Origin of the sequence: Nocardia sp. NPDC058244, assembly GCF_042882065.1 — a bacterium.
Lineage (GTDB): Bacteria > Actinomycetota > Actinomycetes > Mycobacteriales > Mycobacteriaceae > Nocardia.
Genome location: NZ_JBHVWX010000008.1, coordinates 39,960 through 63,794, shown reverse-complemented (window position 1 = coordinate 63,794; position 23,835 = coordinate 39,960). Strand labels below are relative to the sequence as shown.

The window sequence follows — 23,835 nt, the reverse complement described above, 5'->3', positions numbered from 1 at the left end:
TTACAGACGTGGTCTACCCCGATCGGGCAGCGGCGGGCCGCGTCCTCGGCAAGGCCCTGGAGCACCTGCGGGCCCCGCGCCCACTGGTGCTCGGGCTGCCGCGCGGTGGTGTTCCGGTGGCGGCCGGGGTCTGCGCTGTCGTCGGCGGTGAACTCGACATCCTGCTGGTCCGCAAGCTGGGCCTGCCCTGGCAGCCGGAGCTGGCGATGGGCGCGCTCGGCGAGGGTGGCGTGCTGGTGGTCAATCGCGATGTCATCGACCGCAGCGGGGTGACGCAGGAGGCCTTCGACGAGGTCGAGCGGGCCGAGCGGATCGAACTGGCGCGCAGGCAGCGCGAGCTGCGCACCGGCGACCCGGTCCCCTTGGCCGGGCGGGTGGTGATGATCGTCGACGACGGCATGGCGACCGGGGCGACCGTGGTGGCCGCGTGCCGGGTGGCCAGGGCCCGGCATCCGGACCGGGTCATCGTCGCGATGCCGGTGTCCTCGCCCGAGGCCGCGCGGCGGGTGCGCCGCGAGTGCGACGAGCTGGTCTGCCTGTGGACGCCCGCCGACCTGGGCGGGGTCGGGATGGCCTATCGCGACTTCCACCAGCTCGCCGACGACGAGGTCCGCGCGCTGCTCACCGATCAGCCGAAGCACTGACCTTCGCCGCGGTAGGTCGGCACGGTGGTGCGCGCACCCGCCTCGTCGACCAGGTGGATCCGGTCGAAGCGCTCGCACAGCTCGCCCGCCTTGGCGTGCCGGAACCAGACGCGATCGCCGATCTCGAGCTCGGCGCCACCGGCCAGCGGGGTCTGCACCTCGCCCGCGCCCTCGGCGCCGAGCAGCTTCAGGCCCGCGGGCCACACCGGCAGCGGCACCCGGCTCGGGCCGGCTGGACCGGAGGCGATGTAGCCGCCGGCGAAGACGGTGGCGATGCTCGGGGTGGGCTTGCGCAGCACCGGGGTCGCGAAGAACAGCGCGGGGCGCGGGGTGAACGAGCGGTAGTGGTCGAACAGCGTCGGCACGTACAGCCCGGACCCCGCGGTCACCTCGGTGACCTCCGGGTCGGTGATCGAGACCTCGATCGAGCCGGTGCCACCGCTGTTCACGATCTCCAGCGGACCGGTGACCATGCGCACCGCGTCGAGCACCCGGGAGCGCCTGCGGCCGATCTCGGCGGCGGACAACCGCTTGACCACCCGCACCGCGGGGTTGGTGTCGGGCAGGCCGGCGATCTGGGCCTCGTAGGTCATCACGCCGACCACGTCGAAGCCACGCCTGCGCGCCTCGGCGGCCAGCTCGGCGGCCTGCTCGGGGCTGCGCACCGGGGAACGCCGGGTGCCCAGGTGCAGCGGGCCGATCCGCAGGGCGGCGTCGACGTCGAGGCAGATCCGGGGATGGACCAGATCGGTGCCGAGGGCGGCGCGGGTGAGTTCGAGCTGGGCGACGTCGTCGATCATCAGGGTGATCGCGGCCAGCAGTTCGGGGGACGCGGCGAGCTCGGCCAGCGCGGCGCGGTCGGCCACCGGATAGCCGAGCAGGACGTCGCGGGCGCCGAGGCGGACCAGCCAGATGGCCTCCCGCAGCGAATAGGCCATGATGCCGGCGAAGCCGCCCTGTGCGGTGAGGCCGTCGCCGAGCACGCGTTCGAGCACGGCGCGGCAGCGCACGGATTTGCTGGCGACCCGGACCGCGACGCCGTTCGCGCGGCGGACCAGATCGGCGGCGTTGGCGTCGAGCGCGGCGAGGTCGACCGCGGCCAGCGGCGGATCGAGCTCGGCGGTCGCCGCGTGCAGATGGTGCAGCGATGTCGTCTGGGTCACTCGACTACTGAACCACCTATTTGGTCAGTCGTCCAGTATCGGCGGGGTCAGACTTCGACGGCCTTGAGCGTCAGGCAGCCGACCAGGTCGTCGATGACCACCAGGGTGGTCTCGTCGTTGCCGTCGGCGAGCCAGCGCAGCACCGCGCCGTAGAGCACCGAGACGATGTAGGTGGCGACCGAGTCGAGCGGCTCCAGCCACTGGGTACCCGAGAGCCGGGCGCACAGCCCGAGGAAGGCGATGGCCTCGTCGTCCATCTGCCGGAACAGCGCGGTCGCGGTCGGGTCACCGATGGCGTCACCGGTGTCCGACCACCGGTGCCGCAGGGTCTGCAACGCGGCGTCGTAGGCGGCGATCTGGCGATCGGGCTCGGCCTTCACCAGCGGCCAGTAGGCACTCATGCCCGCGTGCAGCAACATGCGCAGCGCCCGCACGCCGGTGGCGTCCGAATTCGCGGCGGCGTGCTCCACGGCCTCGCAGACGGCGGGCCGGAGCAATGTCTCGGTTAGTTCACGACTGGCGCTCAACGACAACTCCTCGGCAACAAATTTCGCTGCCCGCGGCGATGCGAGCGAGTGGAGAGACCGACCGGGTACGGATCAACCTATCCAGCGAGCTCGATCTTAGAAGGTTTTCTGGATTCACGAACTGATTCAGCCGTCCTTTTCAGACTGAAAGATTGTTTTGTTATCCGAATGCGACCTTTTGTAAAACCGACCATACGGCTTGAATAGTTCACATTCACCGCAGACGCCACCCCCATGCCATCATCCGCGCACTGGTCGAGTGTACAAGTCATCGCAGGTAGGCCCCGGTGCGTGTGGGCGACGGCACAGTGGCACCCGGCGAAACGGACACAACACAGTGCGTGTCGGATCCGCGAACTCCATCGCGGGTCCGGCGGAACCGTCGATAACCTGGACGGGTGACTCTTTCGCCTCCTGCCGATCAGTTCGCCCTCAGCGGCACCTTCAATTTCCGCGATGTGGGCGGGCTGCGCACCACCGACGGTTCGACGATCCGGCCCGGTGTGCTGCTGCGCTCGGCCCAGTTGAGCGGTCTCGACGCGAAAGGGCACGACACCCTGCGCGGACTGCGCGTCACCGATGTGCACGATCTGCGCGGCCTGGCCGAGATCGACCACATCGGCCACGACATCCTGCCCGCGGGCGTCCGGCTGCACGTCACCCCGTTCGACTCGCGGATGGGCGAGGCACCGCCGCACGAGGCCGAGACCGTCTCGGCGCGCACCCACATGCTCGAGGTCTACCGGCAGTTCCCGGTGATGCCGGAGGCGCACGCCGCGATCACCCGGCTGGCCACCTCCGTCGCCGAGGGCGACGGCGCGGCGCTGGTGCACTGCGCGGCGGGCAAGGACCGCACCGGCTGGGCGGTGGCCACGCTGCTGCGCGCGGTGGACGTCACCGAGGACGACGTCTACACCGACTACCTGGCCAGCAACGCCGCCGTCGAACCGCTGCGGCGGCTGCTGGAGCCGAAGATCGCCGACGGCGCTGCCCTGTCGGCCGACCTGCTCGGCGTGCAGGAGGACTACCTGCGCACCGCCGACCGCACCGTGCGCGAGACCTACGGCGACACCGAGGGCTACCTGAGCGCGATCGGCCTCACCGGCGAGCTGCGCGCGGCGCTGCGCACCCGGCTGCGCTGAGCTACAGCCCGCTGACGCGGCGCTGCCGCACCGGCAGCACCGCGCGGACCAGACCGTTGTCCTCGATGCTCACCAGATTGCCGGTGTGGAACCAGCTTCCGCTGAACCGGGCGACCGAGGCATCGGGATCGTTCCAGTAGCGCCTGCTGACATTCGGGCCGCGGCACAGCAATTCGCCGCGGCCCGCGCTCGCCTGCGGCCCGGACAGGGCCAATTCCGTCCCGCCGAAAGCGAATCCGAGGGTGGACGCGGATTCGGCGAGGTCGGTGTCGTCGACCATCAGGCCGATGCCGCTGGTCTCCGTCGCGCCCCAGACCGACCACTGCCTGGCCGCCGGGAACAGGTCGCGCAGCGCCGCCGTCAGCGTGGCCGGGGCGGCCGCGGCGGCGCGTTCGGACCGGTGACAGGCCTTGCTGATCCGCCGCACCCCCGCGCCCACCCTGCGCGCGGCGAGTTCGGGGAGCAGGCCGGCGAAGATGCGCGGAGTGCCCGAGACGGTGTCGATGCGCTCGGTGTCGAGCACATCGGCGAGGCTGGGCGCACCGGGCGCGAGCACCACCGTGCCGCCGACCGCGAAGGTGGGCAGCAACTGGTCGACACACCCGCTGGCGTGCGCCAGCGGCAGCAGCACCAGGTTGCGCAGGCCCTCGGCGGGCAGGTCGAGCGCGCCGATCACCGAGGACACCGCCGAGAGCAGGTTCTCGTTGGTCAGCTCGACGCCGGTCGGCACCGGCCGCCGGGCGGCCGTGCCGGTGTAACAGAGCAGCGCCGGATCATCCAGTGCCGCACCGTCATCGATATAGGCGGCGCTGTCGGGCAGCGGGCCGTCGGGACCGAGCACGAAGTCGGCGCTGCTGTCGGCGATCACCCGCTGCGCCACCGCGACCGGCAGCGAATCGGGGACGAGCACCGGGACCGCGCCGGAGAGCAGCGCGCCGAGGAACGCCTGCACCCAGCGGGCGCTCGTCGGCATGTGTACCGCGACGCGGTCGCCGTAGCCGATGCCCCGGTCCTGCAGCCCACCGGCGATCCGGGAGGCGCTGTGCCACAGTTCGCGATAGGTCAGCCGCGGCCCGCCCACTTCGACGACCGCCTCCCGGCCGGTGAACGCGTGCACCCGCAGATCGAGCAGTTCGGTGAGGGCCGGGCTGAGGTCGCCGTAGCGCAGGATCCCGTCGGACCCCCTGGTCAGCCGCCCGGCCGCACCGTTGGCAGGGAACTCGATGATGGTCGCGCCCTCGTGCTCGCTCTGACCCATCCGGACCTCCACGTACGTCGATGCAGCACCGCACCTGTGACTATATGACGTGGATCACACAGCTGTCAGGCACTCGGCGCGCTCATTCGCCGCGATAGGTCGCCTTACCCGGGCCGATCTCCAGGAAACTGCGCACCGCGCCGCGCAGGTCGGCGGTCGCGAACAGCTCGCCCGAGATATCCGGCGTCACCGAATCCGCGTGCGCCACACCGCCGGAACGCCACGCCTCGATGATCTGCTTGGTCGCCGCGTGCGCGCGGGTCGGGCCGGCGGCCAGGCGCGCGACCAGCGCCGCGGCGGCGGCCTCGACATCGTCGTGCACCGCGTTGACCACGCCCCACTCGGCCATCGTGGCGGCGTCGTAGAGGTCACCGGTCATCACGAACTCGCGGGCGCGGCCCGAGCCCGCGCGTTCGGCCAGCCGCTGCGGGCCGCCCATCGACGGCGTCAGCCCGACGACCGTCTCGACCAGCCCGAACTTGGCCTTGGGCGCGGCCAGGATGAAGTCGCAGGCCAGCGCGATCTCGAAGGCCGCGGTGAGGGTGAGGCCGTGGGCGGCGAAGACCACCGGGCACGGCAGGGCCTCGATCGGGTGGATGATCTGGGCGAACAGGTCGTTCCAGAGGCGGGCGCCCTCCTCGACGGTGAGCCCGTCGAAGATGTTCACGTCCACGCCGCCCGAGACGACCTTGCCCTCGGCGCGGATCAGCACCGCGCGCGGCGGCTGCTTGCCCACGGCGGCGATATCGGCGATCAGCGAGTCGATGAGCCGGCGGTCGAACAGGTTCAACGGCGGGTGGGCGATGGTGATCGTCGCGATCTCGGCACCGTCTGCGGTGAAGTCGCGGATCAAACGGGTCGGCTGCGTTGCGCTCATCCGGTCAGACTAGAACCAGCTCCCGCGCGAGGACCAGCACGGAGATCGCGCCCACATCATGGAACCGACGGGGTGTCGGCGCTCGTTGGCATGATGAGCTGTCGGGGACCGCGGTGCCCTACAGTTCGTTTCGTCAGGCGATGAGGAGGACAACGCCGTGTTCAACAAAGCGATCGAGAAGGCCGTGGTCGATGTGCTCGACACGGGGTCCAAGCTGCAGGCACCCGCGGTGCGCAAATACGTCGCCTTTCTCCGCGAGCGTCATCCCGGTGAGAGTCCGGCCCAGCTCGTGGAGCGGCTGGAGAAGCAGTATCTGCTAGCCGTCACCGGCAGCGGCGCGGCGGTCGGCGCGACCGCGGCGGTGCCCGGCGTCGGCACGCTGGCCGCCCTCGGCGCGATCAGCGCGGAGACCGCGTTCTTCATGGAGGCCTCCGCCCTGTTCACCTTGGCCAGGGCCTATGTCCACGGCATCGAGCCGGAGGACAAGGAGGCCCGCCGGGCGCTGGTGCTCGCCGTCGTCCTCGGCGACGCGGGCATGGCGATCGTGCAGAAGGGGCTCGGCACGTCGTCCAAGAACTGGGCGGGCACGCTGGCGAACAAGGTGCCGGGGATCGCCTCGATCAACAACCGGCTGCTGCAGCAGTTCATCAAGCGCTTCATCACCAAGCGCGCCGCGCTCATGGCGGGCAAGATCCTGCCCGCCGGCATCGGCGCCGCCATCGGTGGCGCGGGTAACCGGGCGCTGGGCAAGGTGACGATCGACAACGCGCGCAAGGCTTTCGGGCCGGCGCCCGCGTTCTGGCCGTCCCCGCTGCACCCGGTCGTCGAGGCCGATCCGCTGCCCGCGATCGACGCCCCCATAGCGAAGAACCAGTGAGCGCGCGCCGCGGCGACGCTGTGCGACTGCGCGGTGTCGGCAAGCAGTTCGAGCTGGTCAGCGCCGTGCACGAGGTCGGCTTCGCGGTGCCCGCCGGGTCGGTCACCGCGCTCGTCGGTCCCACCGGGGCAGGCAAGTCGACGGTGCTGCGGATGGTGCTCGGCGTGCAGAAGCCGACCACCGGCACCGTCGAGATCGACGTGCCGGGCGCCGTCGGCGCGGTGCTGAGCCCACGCGGCCTGCATCCGGCGCGCACGGTGCACGATCATCTGCGCTGCTACGCGCCGGTCGCGGGGGCATCCCGGCGGCGGATCGCGGCGGTGCTCGCCGAAACCGGGCTGGCCACGGTCGCCGATACCCCGATCGCGCGATTGCAGCCCGGTCAGCAGACCCGGCTGGCACTGGGCACCGCGCTGCTGGCCGATCCCCCGCTGCTGGTGCTCGACGACCCGTTCACCGGCGCCGACGGCAGGGAACGCGGCTGGCTGCACGAACTGCTGCGCGGGCACACCGCCCGCGGCGGCACGGCGCTGGTCAGCGCCGACAAGCTGGCCGATGTGGTGGCGACGGCCGATCAGCTGGTCGTGCTGAGCGAGGGCGCGGTCGTCTGGCAGGGCACCCCGGCCAAGCTGCGCCGCGGCCATCCGGACCGGCTCGTCGTCGCCGCCTCGCCCTCGATCGCGCTGGCCACCGCGCTGGCCGCGCGGGGCTACACCGACGCGGTGATGCGGCCCGACGGCAGGCTGGCCGTCGCCGAGGCGAGCGAGGCCACCCTCCGCGAGGTCGCCGAGGCCGCGCAGGTGCGGATCGGCAGCATCGTCGCCGATCCGATCCATCCCGACCGGGTCCTCGCCTCGCTGACCAAACCCCGCGGCCACCGGCACACCGTGCCGGCGCCGCACGCGAATCCCGCCGCGTTCGCCCCGGCGCCGACCTCGTATGGGATGCCACGATGACCGCAGTGCTGCCCGCCGATCTCCTGCCCGGCATCGAGTCCGAGGCGCGCAAGGTCGTCGCCGTGCGCCCGGCCCGGCTGTTGCTCGCCGCGCCCGTGGCGCTCGCGCTCGTCGGCACGCTGATCACCGCGCTGATGTCCGGGCCTGCCGATCCGAAGGGTCAGCCCGCCACCGGCGCCGCGACCATCGGGCTGTATCTCGGGCTGGCCGCGGTGTTCGTGGTGGCGGCCCTGCTCGGCATCGCCGCCACCGGCGGGGAGTACCGGCGCAAGACCATGGCGCTGACCGTGCTGTTCGCGCCCGACCGGACCCGCCTGGTCGTCGCCAAGTTCGCCGCCACCGCGGCGTTCGCCTTCGCCGTGGCGCTGGCCGCCGAGGTGGCGAGCCTGCTGGCCCTGCTGGTGGCCGGACGCGGCAAATTCGAGTTCGGCTGGCAGCTGACGGAGGTGCTCGGCGCCGGTCTGCTGGTCGCCCTGTGCTGGGCGGTGATCGGCGCCGGCCTCGGCCTGCTGCTGCGGACGTTCAGCGGCGCGGTCTGGCTGGTGCTGGGGTGGGCCTTCATTCTGGAACCGCTGATCTGGGTGGTGGTCAAGGGCTTCGGCGCGGGCGGCTTCGCCACCCTGCTGCCGGTCTCCGCCACGGTCGCCGGCGTCAGCGCTGGCTCGTTCGCCGAGGCCGAGGTCTTCGCGCCGACGCCCGCCGCCCTGGTGGTCCTGTTGCTGTGGACCGCCGCGATCGGCGCCGCGGGCTGGTGGGACCTGCGCACCCGCGACCTGTAGGCCCGGTGGCAGCCACCGAACCGGGCTGGATCCGCAGACTCTGGCGCCTGAGCCTGGATCATCCCCGGCTGCTCGCGGGTATCACCGCCGCGGTGCTCGCCGGTGCGGTCGTCTCGATCGCCGCGCCGCTGGCGACCAAACGCGCCGTCGACGCGGCGGTCGCTGGCGATACCTCGGTCATCGGCAGTGCCGCGGCGCTGCTCGCCCTGCTCGCGGTCGGCCGGTTCGTCGCCACCTTCGCGCGCAGACTCTGGGCGGGCAAGCTGTCGCTCGAGGTGCAGCACAGCCTGCGGGTGTCGCTGCTGGCCGCGCTGCAACGGCTCGACGGCGCGGGGCAGGACGCGATCCGCACCGGCCAGGTGGTGTCGCGCTCGATCACCGATCTCCAGCTGGTGCAGGGCCTGCTGGCGATGGTCCCGTGGTCGGGCCTCGCGGTCTTGCAGTTCGTGCTCTCGGCCGTGGTGATGGTGTGGCTGAGCCCCCCGCTGGCCCTGGCCGCGCTGCTGGTCGCGCCCGCGATGGCGGTGATCGTGCTGCGGGTGCGGCCCCGGCTGTACGCGGCGACCTGGTCGGCCCAGCAGCGCGCCGCCGACCTCGCCGAACACGTCGAGCAGACCGTCACCGGGGTGCGGGTGGTGAAGGGGTTCGGGCAGGAGGCCCGGATGGTCGACGTGCTCGAGGAGCACGGCCGCCGCCTGTTCGCCGAACGCCTGCGCGCCGCCCGGATCAATGCCGGGTTCGCCCCGGTGGTCTCGGCGCTGCCGCAGGCGGGGCTGGTCGCGGTGATCATCGTCGGCGGCGTGCTGGCCAGGCACGGCGCGATCGGCGTCGGCACCTTCCTGGCGTTCACCGCCTACCTGGCCACCATGACCTCCTCGGCGCGCACGATCACCTCGGTGGTGATCATGGGCCAGCTCACCGAGGCCGCCGTCGACCGGGTCTTCCAGGTCATCGACGCCGCGCCGGTGCTGGTCGACCCCGACAAGCCGGTCACCCTGCCGACCGGCCCGCTCGGCATCGAATTCGACGCGGTGAGCTTCGGCTTCGCAGCCGACCAACCGGTGCTCCACGCATTGGACCTCACCGTGCGGCCGGGCGAGACGGTAGCCGTCATCGGTCCGGCCGGATCGGGCAAGTCGACGCTGTCGCTGCTGCTGCCCCGCTTCTACGCGCCCGACGCGGGCCGGATCAGCCTGGTCGGCACCGATGGCACCCGGGTCGACCTGGCCGACCTGCGCGCCGACGAACTGCGCGGCGCGCTCGGCGTGGTCTTCGACGATCCGTTCCTGTTCTCCGACACCATCGCCGCCAATATCGCCCTCGGCCGCCCCGAGGCCACCGACGCCGAGATCAGGGCCGCCGCGACGGCCGCCGCCGCGGACGAGTTCATCGCCGAACTCCCCGACGGCTACGACACCGTCATCGGCGAGCGCGGCCTCACCCTGTCCGGCGGGCAGCGCCAGCGCATCGCCCTGGCCAGGGCCCTGCTCACCCGGCCCCGCGTGCTGGTGCTCGACGACGCCACCTCCGCGGTCGACGCCGTCACCGAGGCGGAGATCTTCCGCAGGCTGCCCGATCCCGGCGGCCGGACGACGCTGATCCTGGCCCACCGCGAGTCCACGCTGGCCCAGGCCGACCGGGTCATCCGGCTGCCCGCGCCGCTGGGCGCTGCCCTGCCCACCGCGCCCTCCCCCACCACGAACCGCCCCGACGGCGGCCGCCCACGGTCGATGGCCGCGGCGGCCACCGACCTCAGCGAGACGCCCGAGCTGCGCGCCGCCGTCGACGCGCTGCCCCCGGCCACCGAGCACCCCGGTCTGCCCGGCGACCTGCGCGCACCACAACCCGACTTCGGGCTGCGCGCGCTGCTGCGTCCGGTGCGCGGCCTGGTCTGCGCGGTGATGCTCCTGCTCACCGTCGACGCGCTGATCGGCGTCGCCTTCCCGCCGCTGGTCCGCTATGCCATCGACACCGGCGTCACCGCGGGCGACGGCACCGCGCTCGCGATCGCGGGCGTCGTCGGGATCGGGCTGGTGCTGACCGGGCTGATCGTCGGCGCCGCCGTCACCGTGCTCACCGCGCGCACCGGCGAACGCGTGCTGTTCGGCCTGCGGGTGCGCAGCTACGCGCACCTACAGCGCCTCGGCCTCGATTACTACGAGCGCGAACTGTCCGGCCGGATCATGACCAGGATGACCACCGACGTCGACGCTCTCTCGACGTTCCTGCAGACCGGCGTCGCCACCGGCCTGGTCGGGCTGATCACCCTGGTCGGCGTCGCCGTCGGCCTGGTCTTCATCGACGCGGGTCTGGCGCTGATCGTGCTGGCCACGGTGCCGCCCATGCTGCTGGCCACGCTCGCGTTCCGCCGGGTGTCCTCCTCGGCCTACACCGTCTCCCGCGAGCGGGTGTCGGTGGTCAACGCCGATTTCCAGGAGAACATCGCGGGCCTGCGCGCGGTGCAGGCCGCGCGCAGCGAGCCCGGCGCCGCGCGCCGCTTCGCCGAGTACTCGCACCGCTACCGCGACGCCCGCGTCCGCGCCCAGCGCGCCATCGCCGCCTACTTCTCCTTCGGGCTGGCCTGGGCCGACCTCGCCCTGGCCGTCGTGGTGTACCTCGGCGCGAACGCCGTCGCCGAGGGCCGGACCACGACCGGCACGCTGGTCGCCTTCGTGCTGTATCTGGGCCTGCTGTTCGGCCCGATCCAGGAGCTGTCGCAGGTGTTCGACGGCTATCAGCAGGCAAGAGTCGGCCTGCGCCGGATCGGCGACCTGTTGCGCACCGAGTCCTCGATCGCGCCCGATCCGCCGGACGCGGTACCCGTCGACCGGCTCGACGGCGCGATCGTCTTCGACGACGTGCGCTTCCGCTACCCCGGCGCCGCCGCCCCCGCGCTCGACGGCGTCTCCTTCACCGTCCCGGCGGGCGCGACGCTCGCGCTCGTCGGCGCGACCGGCGCGGGCAAATCGACGATCGTGAAGCTGCTGGCCCGGCTCTACGACCTCCCGGCCGACCCCGCGGCGGGCTCGATCCGCGTCGACGGGGTCGATTTACGTAAATTTGTGCTCACCGACTTCCGCGGCCGGCTGGGAATTGTGCCCCAGGAAGCTCACCTGTTCACCGGCGACGTCGCGAGCAACATTGCATTCGGGCAACCTTTCGCCACGGCAGTGGACATCGGCACCGCGGCCGCCACCGTCGGCGCGGCGCGGATGATCGACGGATTGCCGCAGAAAATGAACCAACCGGTCGGTGAAAGAGGGCGCGGACTGTCCGCCGGACAGCGTCAGCTGATCGCCCTCGCGCGGGCCGAACTGGTCGATCCCGACCTGCTCCTGCTCGACGAGGCGACCTCCACCCTGGATCCGGCGACCGATGCATCGGTGCTGGTAGCGAGCCGATCGCTGGCGCGCGGCCGGACCACCGTCGTGGTCGCGCACCGGCTGGCCACCGCGGCGCGGGCCGACCTCGTCGGCGTGGTCGAGCACGGCCGGGTCGTCGAATTCGGCACGCCGCAGGAACTGCTGGCCCGGGGCGGACGTTACGCGCGACTCTGGGCGGCGGGTGCCGAAGCCGAGGGAATACTGTCGGCGCGTGACCGGTAGCACCCGGGGAGATCGGGTCAGTCGCAACACGGGTATGCCGCTGGGCATATGCTCGGTGAGGGCGCATCGGCAGCCATCCGCTGATACCCCTGCCGGGCACGTCACAAACGTCGCAGCGCGAAGAACGAAATGAGGCGAACACCAGCTGTGAGCAGCTCAACTTCCCAGTTCGGACAGAACCAGTGGCTAGTCGACGAGATGTATCAGAAGTTCAAACAGGACCCATCCTCGGTCGACGCCAGTTGGCACGAGTTCCTCGCGGATTACACTCCGGAGGTCGGCACCGAATCAGGTAACAGCCAGGCTCCGGCTCCCGCCGCCGCTGCGACACCCCCGCCGGCCGCGGCTCCCGCGCCCGCCGCCGCCAAGCCCGCCGTGGCGCCCCCGCCGCCGGCTCCGGCGCCGGCCCCCAAGCCCGCTCCCGCGACCGTGCGCGCACCGCAGACCACACCTGCCCCGGTGTCGAACGCACCGGCCACCGCCGCGCCCAAGGCCGCCGCCGTCGCCGACGAGACCAAGGTGCTGCGCGGCCCGGCCGCCGCCATCGCGAAGAACATGTCGGCCTCGCTGACGATCCCCACCGCGACCTCGGTGCGCGCGATCCCGGCCAAGCTGATGATCGACAACCGCCTGGTGATCAACAACCACCTGGCCCGCACCCGCGGCGGCAAGATCTCCTTCACCCACCTGCTCGGCTACGCGATCGTGCAGGCGGTCAAGGCGTTCCCGAACCTGAACCGGCACTTCGCCGAGATCGACGGGAAGCCGAACTCGGTCACCCCGGCGCACACCAACCTGGGCCTGGCGATCGACCTCGTCGGCAAGGACGGCAACCGCTCGCTGGCCGTCGCGGCCATCAAGGGCACCGAGGACATGAGCTTCGGCCAGTTCCACACCGCCTACGAGGACGTCGTCCGCCGCGCCCGCGAGGGCAAGCTCACCACCGACGACTTCGCCGGCGTCACCATCTCGCTGACCAACCCGGGCACCATCGGCACCGTGCACTCGGTGCCGCGCCTGATGCCGGGCCAGGGCGCGATCATCGGTGCCGGCGCGATGGAGTACCCGGCCGAGTTCCAGGGCATGAGCGACGAGCGGATCGCCGATATCGGCGTCGGCAAGCTGATGACGCTGACCTCGACCTACGACCACCGCATCATCCAGGGCGCCGAGTCCGGCGACTTCCTGCGCACCATCCACAACCTGCTGATCTCCGACGAGTTCTACGACGAGATCTTCCACGGCCTCGGCGTGCCGTACGAGCCGGTCCGCTGGCGCAAGGACATCAGCGAGCGCGGCGTCGACAAGAGCGCCCGCGTGCTCGAGATGATCGCGGCCTACCGCAACCGCGGTCACCTGATGGCCGACACCGACCCGCTGCGCCTGGTCAAGGACAAGTTCCGCAGCCACCCCGACCTCGACGTCACCGAGCACGGGCTCACGCTGTGGGACCTCGACCGCACCTTCAACGTCGCAGGCTTCCACGGTCAGGAGCGGATGAAGCTGCGCGACGTGCTGTCGATCCTGCGCGACGCCTACTGCCGCCACGTCGGTGTGGAATACACCCACATCCTCGAGACCGATCAGCTCAAGTGGATCCAGGAGCGGGTCGAGCAGAAGCACGTCAAGCCGACGGTCGCCCAGCAGAAGTACATCCTGAACCGCCTCAACGCCGCCGAGGCGTTCGAGACGTTCCTGCAGACCAAGTACGTCGGTCAGAAGCGCTTCTCGCTCGAGGGCGCCGAGGCCGTCATCCCGATGATGGACGCCACCATCGACCAGTGCGCCGAGCACGCGCTCGACGAGGTCGTCATCGGCATGCCGCACCGCGGCCGCCTCAACGTGCTGGCCAACATCGTCGGCAAGCCGTACTCGAAGATCTTCACCGAGTTCGAGGGCAACATGAACCCGGCGGCCACCCACGGCTCCGGCGACGTGAAGTACCACCTCGGCGCGCAGGGCCAGTACCTGCAGATGTTCGGCGACAACGAGATCGAGGTGTCGCTCACCGCGAACCCCTCGCACCTGGAGGCGGTCGACCCCGTCCTCGAGGGCCTCGTGCGCGCCAAGCAGGACCTGCTGAACAAGGGCGACGGCCCCGAGGGCTTCTCGGTCATGCCGCTGATGCTGCACGGTGACGCCGCGTTCGCCGGTCAGGGCGTGGTCGCCGAGACGCTGAACCTGGGTGGCCTGCGCGGCTACCGCGTCGGCGGCACCATCCACATCGTGGTGAACAACCAGATCGGCTTCACCACCGCGCCGGAGAACAGCCGCTCCACCGAGTACTCCACCGACATCGCGAAGTTCATCGGCGCGCCGATCTTCCATGTCAACGGTGACGACCCGGAGGCCTGCGACTGGGTCGCGCGCCTGGCGGTCGACTTCCGGCAGAAGTTCCGCAAGGACGTCGTCATCGACCTCGTCTGCTACCGCCGCCGCGGGCACAACGAGGGCGACGACCCCTCGATGACCCAGCCGGAGATGTACGACGTCATCGACACCAAGCGTTCGGTCCGCAAGGCCTACACCGAATCGCTGATCGGCCGTGGCGACATCTCCATGAAGGAGGCCGAGGACGCGCTGCGTGACTACCAGGGTCAGCTGGAGCGCGTGTTCAACGAGGTCCGCGAGCTGGAGAAGTACGTTCCGGAGCCGTCGGAGTCCGTCGAGGACGACCAGAAGGTGCCCGCGACCGTGCAGACCGCGGTCGACAAGTCGGTCCTGCAGCGCATCGGCGACGCGTTCAACACCCCGCCGGACGGCTTCAACGTGCACCCGCGCGTCAAGCCGGTGCTGGAGAAGCGCCGCGAGATGGCCTACGAGGGCAAGGTCGACTGGGCCTTCGCCGAGCTGCTGGCCTTCGGCACGCTGATCGACCAGGGCCACGACGTGCGCCTGACCGGTCAGGACTCGCGCCGCGGCACCTTCACCCAGCGGCACGCGGTCATCATCGACCGGCTCAACGCCGACGAGTACACCCCGCTGCACAACATCGGTTCGGACAAGCCGGGCTGGTTCGCGGTGCACGACTCGGCGCTGAGCGAATACGCCGCCGTCGGCTTCGAATACGGCTACTCGCTGGGCAACCCGAACGCCCTGGTGCTGTGGGAAGCCCAGTTCGGTGACTTCGTCAACGGCGCGCAGTCGATCATCGACGAGTTCATCTCCTCCGGTGAGGCCAAGTGGGGCCAGCTCTCCGACGTGGTGCTGCTGCTGCCGCACGGCCACGAGGGCCAGGGCCCCGACCACACCTCGGGCCGCATCGAGCGCTTCCTGCAGCTGTGCGCGGAGGGTTCGATGACCGTCGCGGTGCCGTCCACCCCGGCGAACTACTTCCATCTGCTGCGCCGCCACGCGCTCGACGGCATCCGTCGTCCGCTGATCGTCTTCACCCCGAAGTCGATGCTGCGCAACAAGGCCGTGGTCTCCGACATCAAGGACTTCACCGAGTCGAAGTTCCGCTCGGTGTTCGACGAGCCCACCTACGAGCAGGGCGTCGGCGACACCACCAAGGTCAAGCGCATCCTGCTGACCTCGGGCAAGCTCTACTACGAGCTGGCCGCCGAGAAGGCGAAGCAGAAGCGCGAGGACGTGGCCATCGTCCGGATCGAACAGCTGTACCCGATCCCGACGTACCGCCTCAACGAGGCACTGGCCAAGTACCCCAACGCGACCGACATCGTCTGGGTCCAGGAGGAGCCGGCCAACCAGGGCGCCTGGCCGTTCTTCGGCCTCAACCTCCCCGAGGTCCTCCCCGAGCGCCTCGGCAAGCTCCGCCGCATCTCGCGCCGCGCCATGTCGGCCCCGTCCTCGGGCTCGTCGAAGGTGCACGCCGTGGAACAGGCCGAGATCATCGCCGAGGCCTTCGAGCCGACCGCGTAGTTCCTCGCACACAACGGCCGACGCCGGGTGGATCCACACGATCCGCCCGGCGTCGGCCGTTTCCATACCGGTCCGGGTAGATCCCAGCTCTGCACGCGGCCCGGTAGTATGCCATCGACGAATCATCTTGGGGGGAGAGTTATTTCGTGATGCTCGATGCGAATCCCGCCTTCCGCCAGTGGGAGCTGCGGTGAACGACTTCTCGGTCCAATTGGGTAGCCTCGCCGGATTCCGGCTGGACCTGGAAGACCTCGGCACCAACTTCTCGTCGAATGCCTCGCGCCTGCTGTCGACTTTCTCGATCCCCGCCGGTACCGCCGGACTGCTGTCCACCCTGGCGCCGTCGTTCGAGAAATTGCAGACCACCCTGTCGTCATCCCACGGACAGGATCTGTCGAGCCTGAGCACCTTCGGCTCCGCTCTCGCCACGGCCGGAACCCAGTACCTGACAACGGACACCACCTCGGCACAGGCGATTTCCGCGGTGAGTGCCGATGAGGCGGTGAGCGTCTCGGGCGACCCCGGGGCGGTGAACAGATTCGCCGGACTGCAACTGCCGACGCTCACGGCGACCGATGATGCCCAGTTCACGGTTCGGCAGCTGGTGAACAGCGGCATAGAGGTTCTCTCGCCCTATGACGACAAGCTGAGCGAGGCGATCGGTATCAAACCCGCTGCGGACTACCTGAACCCGCTGGCCGCGGACTGGGAGGTATTGCAGCCACTCGGCGATCGGATCTGCCAACTCGGTATCAACGACTTCGTGTCGTCACAGAACCTCTCCGGAGGACTCGGCTGGCTGCAGTCCACCTGGATCGGAACGGCGGCCGAGGCTTTCGCGTCGAGTGCGACCGCCCTCGGGCAGGCGATCTCGACGCGCAGTGACGACCTGGACGCGACGTCGAAGATCGTCCGCAACGGCGGTGCCTACCTGGAGCGCCTGGTCTCCAACCAGGCGATAGGGCTCAGCAACGACCTCACACAGCCGATGACCTTTCTGGATATCACCCTCCCGCTGTCGCATTGGGCCCTGATGATCAACGGACCGATGCGCGAATCGTTCCGAACGGACATCGTTGCCGCCGTCGACGCGATGAAGACATCGGCGAACGCGAGACGAGATGCGATAGCCACGGCGGTGGAGCGAATCTCCCAGGCGATCGACTACTCGCCGGGTCGGGCGAAGCCGACCTACGATGCGGCCGAGTTCGAGATCCCGGACAAAGTGGCCGCCGACGTGGGTGTGCGGCGATACGGACTCGACAACAACGTGTGGTGGGAGAACAGCATTGCATCCGCCTGAAGACCGGGAACTGCCGAGCAACCGGGCAATCTACGGTTCGGACACCGGAGTCATGAGCAAGGTGGCAGCGACATTGGCACGAACCGATCTCACGGCCGTTCTGGTGGCCTGGGATTCGTTCGGCTACGACCTCGCACCGAAGCTGCTGCGGACCTACATGCGTGACGAGGGTCCCGACCACAACTACCGATTCGACAGCGCCGAGATCCGCAAGATCGTCAAAACGAGCGCCGTGCAGCGGGCGGCGGCCGCCAGCCTGGATGAGGTGAAAGATCTGGCGCGGGCGGATCCCCGCATCGGAGTGACGAGGGAAATCACGCCCGCCGGCTGGATCGGCAACGTCGAGATCGGCGATGACGACGACCTGGCGAATGCCCTTGGGCACTTCGACGTCGCCGTGGGCACCGACACCACGGTCCACCAGGCCGACGACGGCAGCCTCCGGGCGGAGATGGACTACCGGATCTATGTCTACGACTACTACAACTTCGATCTCAAAGGCGATCACCTGATCAACATCAATCCCGCCAAGACCATCAACAACGAAGCGCGGCAGCTGGAAGAGGCGGGGTGGGCGCGCGCATTCAAATCCAGGGGTGAATCCGCCCTGCAGCACTGGAGCGGAACGCTGTGAGCCGGGTCGCGCGTCAGCGCAGCTACTCGAGCGGCTTGGCGTGTCTGCTGGTCGGGCTGGTCGTCGGCTGTTCCAGCGGTGACTCCGATGACTTGACAAGCCTGGCGTCCTGCGGAGAGTTCGTGTTCCCGGAGGACGCGAAAGTGATCTGGTTCCACGAGAACGCGACCTTTGGTGACACGCTCCTGGATGCGGTTGTCGAGATATCCGGGAGCGAGGTCCCGGAATTCAAGCAGCGGTCGCAGCTGAACAAGTTCGAACCGGGAGTCCCCAAGTATTGGCGCCAAACCTGGAGCGACAACATCGGCGAGGCGCAGCTGCTGGCGAATGACGCCGGGAACGAACACCTGGTGGAGCTGAACCAGAGCCCGACCAGATGGGTCGTGGTCCACGATTCCGGCCAGACGAGGCAGCTCTTCATCAGGGTCGGATGCTGAGCAGTCGGCCGGGATCGATCCCGTAATCGATGCCGACAGGGGCGGATCCGGGTGGATCCGCCCCTGTCGGTGTTTCGGCTAGCCGTTGAGAGTGATCCAGGCCTTGCCCGAGAGCTGTTCCAGATCATGATGATTGGGATAGGTGTCGGTGGTCGCCACGATGGTCGCTTCGACGCGGCCGACACCGGGGGCCATGCCCATGCCGACGATCACATTGTCGGGGGCGTGTTCGAGATCGCCGTTGCTGTCGACCTTGTGGGACTGGGCGTTCGCGACGCCGGTGTCGAGGTTCTTCCACCGCACCGAGACGCGATACACCTCGCAGTTCTGCCCGGTCTGGACGATTTTCACGCGGACGCCGAGCTGCCCGGCCTGCGGCTGCGGGACCGTCTCGGCGTTGATGATGGCCGCGCAGCCGTTCCCCGGAAGCCTGGCGAGGGTCGGGTTGAACTGGACGATCTGGTCCGACGGCAGGGCCGCCGCCGGACCACTGAACCCGACGAGCGCGGCAACGGCCGCTGCGGCGGCCACCCCGACCCGAACCGAAACCCGTTGACCTTGTGTGCTTTTCAGACTCATGCAACGGATTTCGCGACTCGCCCATAGTTCGTTACCCATCGTAATGGTCTCGATATGGCAACGGCGCCGCTGCCGGTGGTCAGCCCGCGTTGCGGGTGCAGACCACGTCGATGACCTGGGTGCCGCTGAGGTCCGAGGAGCCGAAGTTGGCCAGCCGGGCGATCGGGACACCGTCGGACAGGCGGTCGATGGCCTTGCGGATGGCCTCACTGCGGTTGGGGCCCGAGGCGGCCGCGACCCAGCCCTCTTCGTTCCACACCAGCGCGCCGCACCCGTTGGCCCAGGTGGTCATCACACCGCAGTCCTCGCCGCCCGCGGCGACGCAACTGTCGATCACGGCGGCCCGGGCGCCCTCCGCGCTGTCCCAGTTCGCCGCGGACCAGCTCTCCCACTTCTGCGAGCTGAACCCGATCGCGCCGAACAGATCGCCCGCCGCGTTCGCCGAACCGGCACCCAGTACCGACCCGGCCGCAAGACCCAACGCCGCGACGGCGACGCCGGCCTTACCCATGAAACTCATTCGAAAGATCCCCTCGTGGAATGGATTCCGAAATTCGGAACCGTGCAGCTAAGCACACAACCCCGCCAGTGGCCAATCCGGCGGTATGCCAACCGGCGGCGGCCCACAGAGTTCTCTCAGTGGTACGCCAGTGCCGCATCACGTCGTCGGGGTAGTGTCCGCCGCGAAGGACTGGGACAGGAGCGGGCATGACGAGCGGACGGAACGGATACCTGCTGGTCGGCGGGATCGCGTCGGTCGGGGCGGGAGCGGTGCACTTCCTGGCCGCGGGGATGCACACCGAGCACGCCACGCTGGCGCGGTTGATGGTGGTGCTGGCCGCGCTCCAGTGCGCGACCGGCGTGGCGGTGCTGCTCAGCGCGCGCAAGCCCGTCGTGGCGGCGATGCTGGCGGTGAACGGCTTCGCGGCGGCGGTCTGGGCGTTCACGCGGTTCGCCGATATTCCGTGGATCACCGGGCTGACCGCGGAGGCGCCACAGGTGGCCGACACCGTGTGCGCGGCGCTGGGCGCGCTGGCCGTGCTCGCCGGTGCCATCGGCCTGCTCCGTCCTACCGCCACCCTGCCCCCACTGAGGTCGGGGATCGCCGCGAGCGCGGTGGGTGTCCTCGCGCTCGCGGCGATGCTCAACGGTGTCGGCCACGTACACAGTCACGGCGACACCGGCGGCGAGCACACCCACGCCGCGGGCGAGGAGCACGGCGATCACGACACCGGCACCGCCTGGCCGCGCCCGTTCGACCCCACCCAGCCGATCGACCTGTCCGGCGTGCCCGGGGTGACCGCCGACCAGCAGCTGCGCGCCACCAACCTGATCCGCAGCACCCTCGACGGCCTGCCCGCCTTCGCCGACGTCACGACCGTCGGCGCGCTGGGCTACCGCTCGATCGGCGACTCCGCCACCGGCTACGAGCACTACATCAACACCGGCTACATCCGCGACGGCAACTTCCTCGACGCGGCCCACCCGGAGTCGCTGGTCTACCGGGTCGACGGTCAGAACCGCACCCTGGTCTCGGCCATGTACATCGCCAACGGCAAGAAGATCGACGACCCCGCGCTGACCGAGTTCGGCGGTTCGCTGATGCAGTGGCACGTCCACGACAACCTGTGCTGGAAGGCGGGCGACAACGGCCCCGTCGTCGCCGGTGTCACCGACGCGGCGGGCAACTGCCCGCCCAACTCGATCAATCCCGGTGCGGGCAATCCGATGGTGCACGTGTGGATCGCCCCGCACCAGTGCGGTCCGTTCGCCGCGCTCGAGGGCCACGGCGCGGGCCAGGCGAGCGCCACCGACGGCCGCCGGACCGACACCTGCGGCGGCCACGACCACGGCGGCGGCCACAAGTAGAACGCGTCGGCGCTCAGCTCGGCCGCACCCACCGACGCAACGCGTCGATCGTCGTCTCCGGAGACGTGTTGAAGCAGAACCGGATTCCCGGGGCGAGCTCGGCGGCGACATTGATCAGCCGCTCGAACAGCAGGGTGTGCTCGGGAGCCATCCGCACCCCGGCGCCGATCATCGCCACGCCGAAGTCCCCGCCCGCCACGCATGCGCGTAACACCGACTCAGCGGCATCCGGGTCGGCGGGCACCTGGCAGCTCACGAGGTCGAATCCGGCGTCCCGCAGGGCCGCCTCGCCCGCCGCGATCCGCGCGGTGAGCGTCGCTTGATCGAGCCCCGGGTAGCGGGTGTAGTCGACGGCGCCGGGATGCAGGCCGATCGACAGGACAGTTTCGGAATGGTGTTGCGCCACCGCGTTCTCCGTTCTCAGTAGATATCCGATGATGCCCAACGCGGCGAGCACAGCCGCCAGCAGGGCACCGGTTCTCACCACGGCGTGGTGCCCGTCCGGTCGAAGAAACCGCCGGTGACGCCATCGCGGGGCACTGAGGCCAGCTCGACGACAGCGTCGGTGCCCTCGGTGAGGGTCTGGAACCCACTGTGCCCGTTGAGGTCGGTCGCGGTGTAGCCGGGGTTCACGGCATTGACGCGCATGCCGGTCAGGTCGGCGGCGTACATGGTGGTGATCATGTTCAGCGCGGCCTTGGTGGTCGGGTACCCGAGCGCGGGCGGCAGCAGACCCGCCCACTGCGGGTCGGTGACGGTGGCGATCGAGCCGACCCCGCTGGAGACCATCACGATCCGCGGGTTCTCCGCGCGGCGCAGCAGCGGGAGGAAGGCATGGGTCACCCGGATCGGTCCGAACACATTGGTCTCGAACACTTCCCGCAGTTCGTCGGGACGGGTCTCGCCGGGCGCGGTGGCCGGGCCGCCGATGCCCGCGTTGTTGATCAGCACGTCCAGCCGGCCCGCCTCGGTTTCCACCGTGTCCGCGGCGGCGGAGACCGAGTCGTCGGAGGTCACATCCAGCGCGACGAACCGGACGTCGAGCCCGGCCGCGCCGAGTTCGGCGGCCGCCGCTTCGCCCCGGGCGGTGTCGCGCGCGCCCAGATATACCTGCCAGCCCGCCCCGGCCAGCCTGCGGACCGCCTCCAGGCCCAGCCCCTTGTTGGCCCCGGTGACCAGGGCGATCGTCTTCGTCATGCACCCAGATTCGCGCGGTGACCGGCCGCGCTCCAGTGCCGGCGAGCCATAGGACGGGCGATACCAGGGCCTACGACGCCAGGACCGGCGACCCGGGTGGGATTCGCGGTACCACCCCGAGCCCGAAGACCTGCGGCACCATGGAGAACGTGGACAGAGCGGAATTGGCGGCGGTCCTGCGCAGCGCGCGATCCCGGCTCACCCCGGCCGATGCGGGCCTGCCCGCCGGATCGCGCAGGCAGGTGCCCGGGTTGCGGCGCGAGGAGGTCGCGAGTCTGGCCGGCGTCAGCGTCGACTACATCGTCCGGCTCGAACAGGGGCGCGGCCCCAAACCGTCCAGCCAGGTGCTCGGCGCGCTGACCAGAGCCCTGCGACTGCCCGACGCCGACCGCGATCTCGTCTTCCGGCTCGCCGGTTCCGAACCGCCGCAGGCGGGCCGCATCCCGATGCTCATCCGCCCCAGCGTGCAACGCCTGCTCGACCGGCTCACCGATCTGCCGGTGATGGTGCTGTCCGCCAAATCCGATGTGCTGGCCTGGAACCCGCCGTCGGCCGCCCTGTTCGGTGACTTCTCCGCGTATCCGCCCGCGCAGCGCAATATCTTGTGGCAGCGCTTCCTCGGGACGGCGCCGACGCGGATCGTCCTGTCGCCCGACCGCGCCGAGGACACGGCCGCCGCCTGCGTCGGCTCGCTGCGCGCCACCAAGGCCGACTACCCCGACGACCCGGACCTCACCCGGCTGATCACCGAACTACGCACCGGCAGCGAATATTTCGATCAGCTCTGGCGCACCGGGCGATCCGGCTCGCTCAACGCCCTCACCAAGACCATCATCCACCCGGACCTGGGCACCCTCACCCTGGACTGCGACACCATGCTCGTCCCCGACTCCGGCCAGACGGTTCTCATCTACTCCGCCGCCCCCGGCACCCCCACCGCGTCCGCCCTGGAACTGCTCCGCGTCACCGGCCTCGAATCCTTCGCACCGACAGTCGAATAACCACTGGCCCGCGATCCGCCCGCCCGGCTACCGTGCGTTCCTCGACAAGGAGGAACGATGCGCACGACGACCCTGTGGCGGCCGACCGGTCCCGAGGAGCTGGCCCTGGTCGCCGCCTCCGGGTGGCTGGCCTGGCCGCCCCGGTTGCCCGATCAGCCGATCTTCTACCCGGTCCTCAGCGAGGATTACGCGATCCTGATCGCCCGTGACTGGAACGTCCCCGCCTCCGGCGCGGGCTATGTGACGCGCTTCGACGTCCGCACCGACTACCTCGACAACTACGAGGTGCGGCAGGCGGGTGGGCGCGACATCCTCGAATACTGGATTCCGGCCGAGGATCTCGCGGAGTTCAACCGCCAGATCGTCGGCACCATCGAGGTGGTCCGGCGGTTCCCCGACGACGCGCCGATCCCCGGCTGACGGTGCTCAGGCGGCTCCGGTGCGCTCACTCGGGACCGCCGCCCGGATCGCCGCGACCGCGGCGGCCGGGTCGTCGGCCCAGAAGCCGACGGCGCGCACCGTCACCTCGCCCTGCGGTGTCGAGAAGCGCTGCGGCGCGGTGAGTTCCACGCGCACATTCGTCGAGCTGCCGACCGGGAGAACGAGCAGGTCGGAACCGACGAGCTGCACCGTCTTCGAGTCGTCGTGGGCGCGGAGATCGCGGCGGACCGCGGCGACGAGGTGCAGCGGAATGTCGAAGCCGGTGCGGCGCAGGTAGCGCACGCGGAGCCGATCCGCGTCGAGCACGTGCGGGTACATGTGGTGCGCGGCCAGCATGCCGAGCATCCACAACAGTCCCCAGACACCGAGCGCCAGCGCCACGATCCGCACCGGCGCCCACGGGATGATCAGGTGCACCGCCGGCACCTCCACCGCGCTGACCACGATGAACGCCCACAGCACGGCCGACATCGCCCCCGCGTAGCGAATCGGCGTTCCACCCGCGAGGTCGGGCCTGCGCGCGACGGCCCGCGCGAGGCTCACCCAGATGTCGATTTCGAGCTGGACGAATCGGCGTCCCAGCCGGATGACGAGGTTCATGATGCCCCCTTTCGCAATACAACTGCATTGTAAAGAGCGTGGGGCCTCGATAGCAATACGACTG

General features: G+C 70.1%; 22 protein-coding genes. 13 read left to right on the top strand and 9 right to left on the bottom strand.

Annotated elements, in window-relative coordinates; translation table 11 throughout:
* Nucleotides 1-8: 8 nt before the first annotated feature.
* Complete coding sequence (locus ACFVW6_RS24900; RefSeq protein ID WP_378823206.1) at nt 9-644, top strand: phosphoribosyltransferase; 636 nt, start codon at nt 9-11, stop codon at nt 642-644.
* Here the strand turns inward: ACFVW6_RS24900 and ACFVW6_RS24895 are convergent.
* Nucleotides 629-1,807, bottom strand: a complete 1,179-nt coding sequence (locus tag ACFVW6_RS24895) for an alanine racemase (RefSeq protein WP_378823208.1) — start codon at nt 1,805-1,807, stop codon at nt 629-631. The genes ACFVW6_RS24900 and ACFVW6_RS24895 overlap by 16 nt on opposite strands.
* Before the next feature lie 47 nt (nt 1,808-1,854).
* On the bottom strand, nt 1,855-2,334 hold the full coding sequence (locus ACFVW6_RS24890; protein WP_357343297.1) for a TetR family transcriptional regulator: 480 nt from the start codon (nt 2,332-2,334) through the stop codon (nt 1,855-1,857).
* A 398-nt stretch (nt 2,335-2,732) separates the two neighbouring features.
* On the opposite strand from ACFVW6_RS24890, the gene ACFVW6_RS24885 reads away from it, so the two are divergent.
* Nucleotides 2,733-3,476 carry a tyrosine-protein phosphatase gene (locus ACFVW6_RS24885; RefSeq protein WP_357343295.1) on the top strand — a complete coding sequence of 248 codons (744 nt, stop codon included), beginning with the start codon at nt 2,733-2,735 and terminating at the stop codon, nt 3,474-3,476.
* A 1-nt stretch (nt 3,477) separates the two neighbouring features.
* On the opposite strand, the gene ACFVW6_RS24880 is transcribed toward ACFVW6_RS24885, so the two are convergent.
* Together ACFVW6_RS24880 and ACFVW6_RS24875 are read right to left on the bottom strand one after the other, a co-directional pair.
* Nucleotides 3,478-4,734, bottom strand: a complete 1,257-nt coding sequence (locus tag ACFVW6_RS24880) for a class I adenylate-forming enzyme family protein (RefSeq protein ID WP_378823211.1) — start codon at nt 4,732-4,734, stop codon at nt 3,478-3,480.
* 82 nt (nt 4,735-4,816) lie between these two features.
* The gene (locus tag ACFVW6_RS24875; protein WP_355276249.1) at nt 4,817-5,611 is read right to left on the bottom strand and encodes an enoyl-CoA hydratase/isomerase family protein; all 795 of its coding nucleotides are present in this window, start codon (nt 5,609-5,611) and stop codon (nt 4,817-4,819) included.
* Between the two features lie 157 nt (nt 5,612-5,768).
* Between ACFVW6_RS24875 and ACFVW6_RS24870 the strand changes: the two genes are divergently transcribed.
* The 8 genes from ACFVW6_RS24870 to ACFVW6_RS24835 all read left to right on the top strand — a co-directional run bounded on the left by ACFVW6_RS24870 (nt 5,769) and on the right by ACFVW6_RS24835 (nt 18,084).
* On the top strand, nt 5,769-6,488 hold the full coding sequence (locus ACFVW6_RS24870) for a hypothetical protein (RefSeq protein WP_378823212.1): 720 nt from the start codon (nt 5,769-5,771) through the stop codon (nt 6,486-6,488).
* On the top strand, nt 6,485-7,444 hold the full coding sequence (locus ACFVW6_RS24865; RefSeq protein ID WP_378823214.1) for an ATP-binding cassette domain-containing protein: 960 nt from the start codon (nt 6,485-6,487) through the stop codon (nt 7,442-7,444). The genes ACFVW6_RS24870 and ACFVW6_RS24865 overlap by 4 nt, the downstream gene beginning before the upstream one ends.
* Entirely contained in the window at nt 7,441-8,223 is a 783-nt protein-coding gene (locus ACFVW6_RS24860) for an ABC transporter permease (RefSeq protein WP_378823216.1), read from the top strand. Before ACFVW6_RS24865 ends, ACFVW6_RS24860 begins: the two co-directional genes overlap by 4 nt.
* Nucleotides 8,224-8,228: 5 nt before the next feature.
* Complete coding sequence (locus ACFVW6_RS24855; protein ID WP_378823217.1) at nt 8,229-11,828, top strand: ABC transporter ATP-binding protein; 3,600 nt, start codon at nt 8,229-8,231, stop codon at nt 11,826-11,828.
* Nucleotides 11,829-11,957: 129 nt separating this feature from the next.
* Nucleotides 11,958-15,710 (top strand): multifunctional oxoglutarate decarboxylase/oxoglutarate dehydrogenase thiamine pyrophosphate-binding subunit/dihydrolipoyllysine-residue succinyltransferase subunit, encoded by a 3,753-nt coding sequence (locus ACFVW6_RS24850; protein ID WP_378823218.1) that lies wholly within the window; start codon nt 11,958-11,960, stop codon nt 15,708-15,710.
* 190 nt (nt 15,711-15,900) lie between these two features.
* Entirely contained in the window at nt 15,901-17,013 is a 1,113-nt protein-coding gene (locus ACFVW6_RS24845; RefSeq protein WP_378823219.1) for a hypothetical protein, read from the top strand.
* 52 nt (nt 17,014-17,065) lie between these two features.
* Nucleotides 17,066-17,647 (top strand): hypothetical protein, encoded by a 582-nt coding sequence (locus ACFVW6_RS24840; RefSeq protein ID WP_378823221.1) that lies wholly within the window; start codon nt 17,066-17,068, stop codon nt 17,645-17,647.
* The gene (locus tag ACFVW6_RS24835; protein ID WP_378823223.1) at nt 17,644-18,084 is read left to right on the top strand and encodes a hypothetical protein; all 441 of its coding nucleotides are present in this window, start codon (nt 17,644-17,646) and stop codon (nt 18,082-18,084) included. The genes ACFVW6_RS24840 and ACFVW6_RS24835 overlap by 4 nt, the downstream gene beginning before the upstream one ends.
* A 78-nt stretch (nt 18,085-18,162) precedes the next feature.
* On the opposite strand, the gene ACFVW6_RS24830 is transcribed toward ACFVW6_RS24835, so the two are convergent.
* Nucleotides 18,163-18,615 (bottom strand): hypothetical protein, encoded by a 453-nt coding sequence (locus ACFVW6_RS24830; protein ID WP_378823224.1) that lies wholly within the window; start codon nt 18,613-18,615, stop codon nt 18,163-18,165.
* A gap of 127 nt (nt 18,616-18,742) precedes the next feature.
* Nucleotides 18,743-19,183, bottom strand: coding sequence for a DUF4189 domain-containing protein (locus ACFVW6_RS24825; protein WP_365007572.1), 441 nt, complete (start codon nt 19,181-19,183; stop codon nt 18,743-18,745).
* A gap of 188 nt (nt 19,184-19,371) precedes the next feature.
* Here ACFVW6_RS24825 and ACFVW6_RS24820 point away from each other — a divergent pair, with 188 nt between their 5' ends.
* Entirely contained in the window at nt 19,372-20,532 is a 1,161-nt protein-coding gene (locus ACFVW6_RS24820) for a hypothetical protein (protein ID WP_378823227.1), read from the top strand.
* A gap of 13 nt (nt 20,533-20,545) precedes the next feature.
* Here ACFVW6_RS24820 and ACFVW6_RS24815 read toward each other — a convergent pair whose 3' ends face one another.
* Both ACFVW6_RS24815 and ACFVW6_RS24810 read right to left on the bottom strand, forming a co-directional pair.
* Nucleotides 20,546-21,016 (bottom strand): hypothetical protein, encoded by a 471-nt coding sequence (locus ACFVW6_RS24815; protein WP_378823229.1) that lies wholly within the window; start codon nt 21,014-21,016, stop codon nt 20,546-20,548.
* Nucleotides 21,013-21,729, bottom strand: a complete 717-nt coding sequence (locus tag ACFVW6_RS24810; protein ID WP_378823230.1) for an SDR family NAD(P)-dependent oxidoreductase — start codon at nt 21,727-21,729, stop codon at nt 21,013-21,015. The genes ACFVW6_RS24815 and ACFVW6_RS24810 overlap by 4 nt, the downstream gene beginning before the upstream one ends.
* 140 nt (nt 21,730-21,869) lie before the next feature.
* Here ACFVW6_RS24810 and ACFVW6_RS24805 point away from each other — a divergent pair, with 140 nt between their 5' ends.
* Together ACFVW6_RS24805 and ACFVW6_RS24800 are read left to right on the top strand one after the other, a co-directional pair.
* Nucleotides 21,870-22,730 (top strand): helix-turn-helix transcriptional regulator, encoded by an 861-nt coding sequence (locus ACFVW6_RS24805; protein WP_378823232.1) that lies wholly within the window; start codon nt 21,870-21,872, stop codon nt 22,728-22,730.
* A gap of 57 nt (nt 22,731-22,787) precedes the next feature.
* On the top strand, nt 22,788-23,150 hold the full coding sequence (locus ACFVW6_RS24800; protein WP_378823235.1) for an ADP-ribosylation/crystallin J1: 363 nt from the start codon (nt 22,788-22,790) through the stop codon (nt 23,148-23,150).
* 6 nt (nt 23,151-23,156) lie between these two features.
* On the opposite strand, the gene ACFVW6_RS24795 is transcribed toward ACFVW6_RS24800, so the two are convergent.
* Entirely contained in the window at nt 23,157-23,771 is a 615-nt protein-coding gene (locus ACFVW6_RS24795; protein ID WP_378823236.1) for a hypothetical protein, read from the bottom strand.
* Nucleotides 23,772-23,835: the final 64 nt, after the last annotated feature.

Coding starts and splice junctions, on each gene's coding strand:
- ACFVW6_RS24875 (WP_355276249.1), bottom strand. CDS start 5,611: ATGAGCGCAACGCAGCCGACCCGTTTGATCCGCGACTTCACCGCAGAC.
- ACFVW6_RS24850 (WP_378823218.1), top strand. CDS start 11,958: ATGAGGCGAACACCAGCTGTGAGCAGCTCAACTTCCCAGTTCGGACAG.
- ACFVW6_RS24795 (WP_378823236.1), bottom strand. CDS start 23,771: ATGAACCTCGTCATCCGGCTGGGACGCCGATTCGTCCAGCTCGAAATC.
- ACFVW6_RS24805 (WP_378823232.1), top strand. CDS start 21,870: ATGGAGAACGTGGACAGAGCGGAATTGGCGGCGGTCCTGCGCAGCGCG.
- ACFVW6_RS24840 (WP_378823221.1), top strand. CDS start 17,066: ATGAGCAAGGTGGCAGCGACATTGGCACGAACCGATCTCACGGCCGTT.
- ACFVW6_RS24880 (WP_378823211.1), bottom strand. CDS start 4,734: ATGGGTCAGAGCGAGCACGAGGGCGCGACCATCATCGAGTTCCCTGCC.
- ACFVW6_RS24810 (WP_378823230.1), bottom strand. CDS start 21,729: ATGACGAAGACGATCGCCCTGGTCACCGGGGCCAACAAGGGGCTGGGC.
- ACFVW6_RS24825 (WP_365007572.1), bottom strand. CDS start 19,183: ATGAGTTTCATGGGTAAGGCCGGCGTCGCCGTCGCGGCGTTGGGTCTT.
- ACFVW6_RS24820 (WP_378823227.1), top strand. CDS start 19,372: ATGACGAGCGGACGGAACGGATACCTGCTGGTCGGCGGGATCGCGTCG.
- ACFVW6_RS24800 (WP_378823235.1), top strand. CDS start 22,788: ATGCGCACGACGACCCTGTGGCGGCCGACCGGTCCCGAGGAGCTGGCC.
- ACFVW6_RS24860 (WP_378823216.1), top strand. CDS start 7,441: ATGACCGCAGTGCTGCCCGCCGATCTCCTGCCCGGCATCGAGTCCGAG.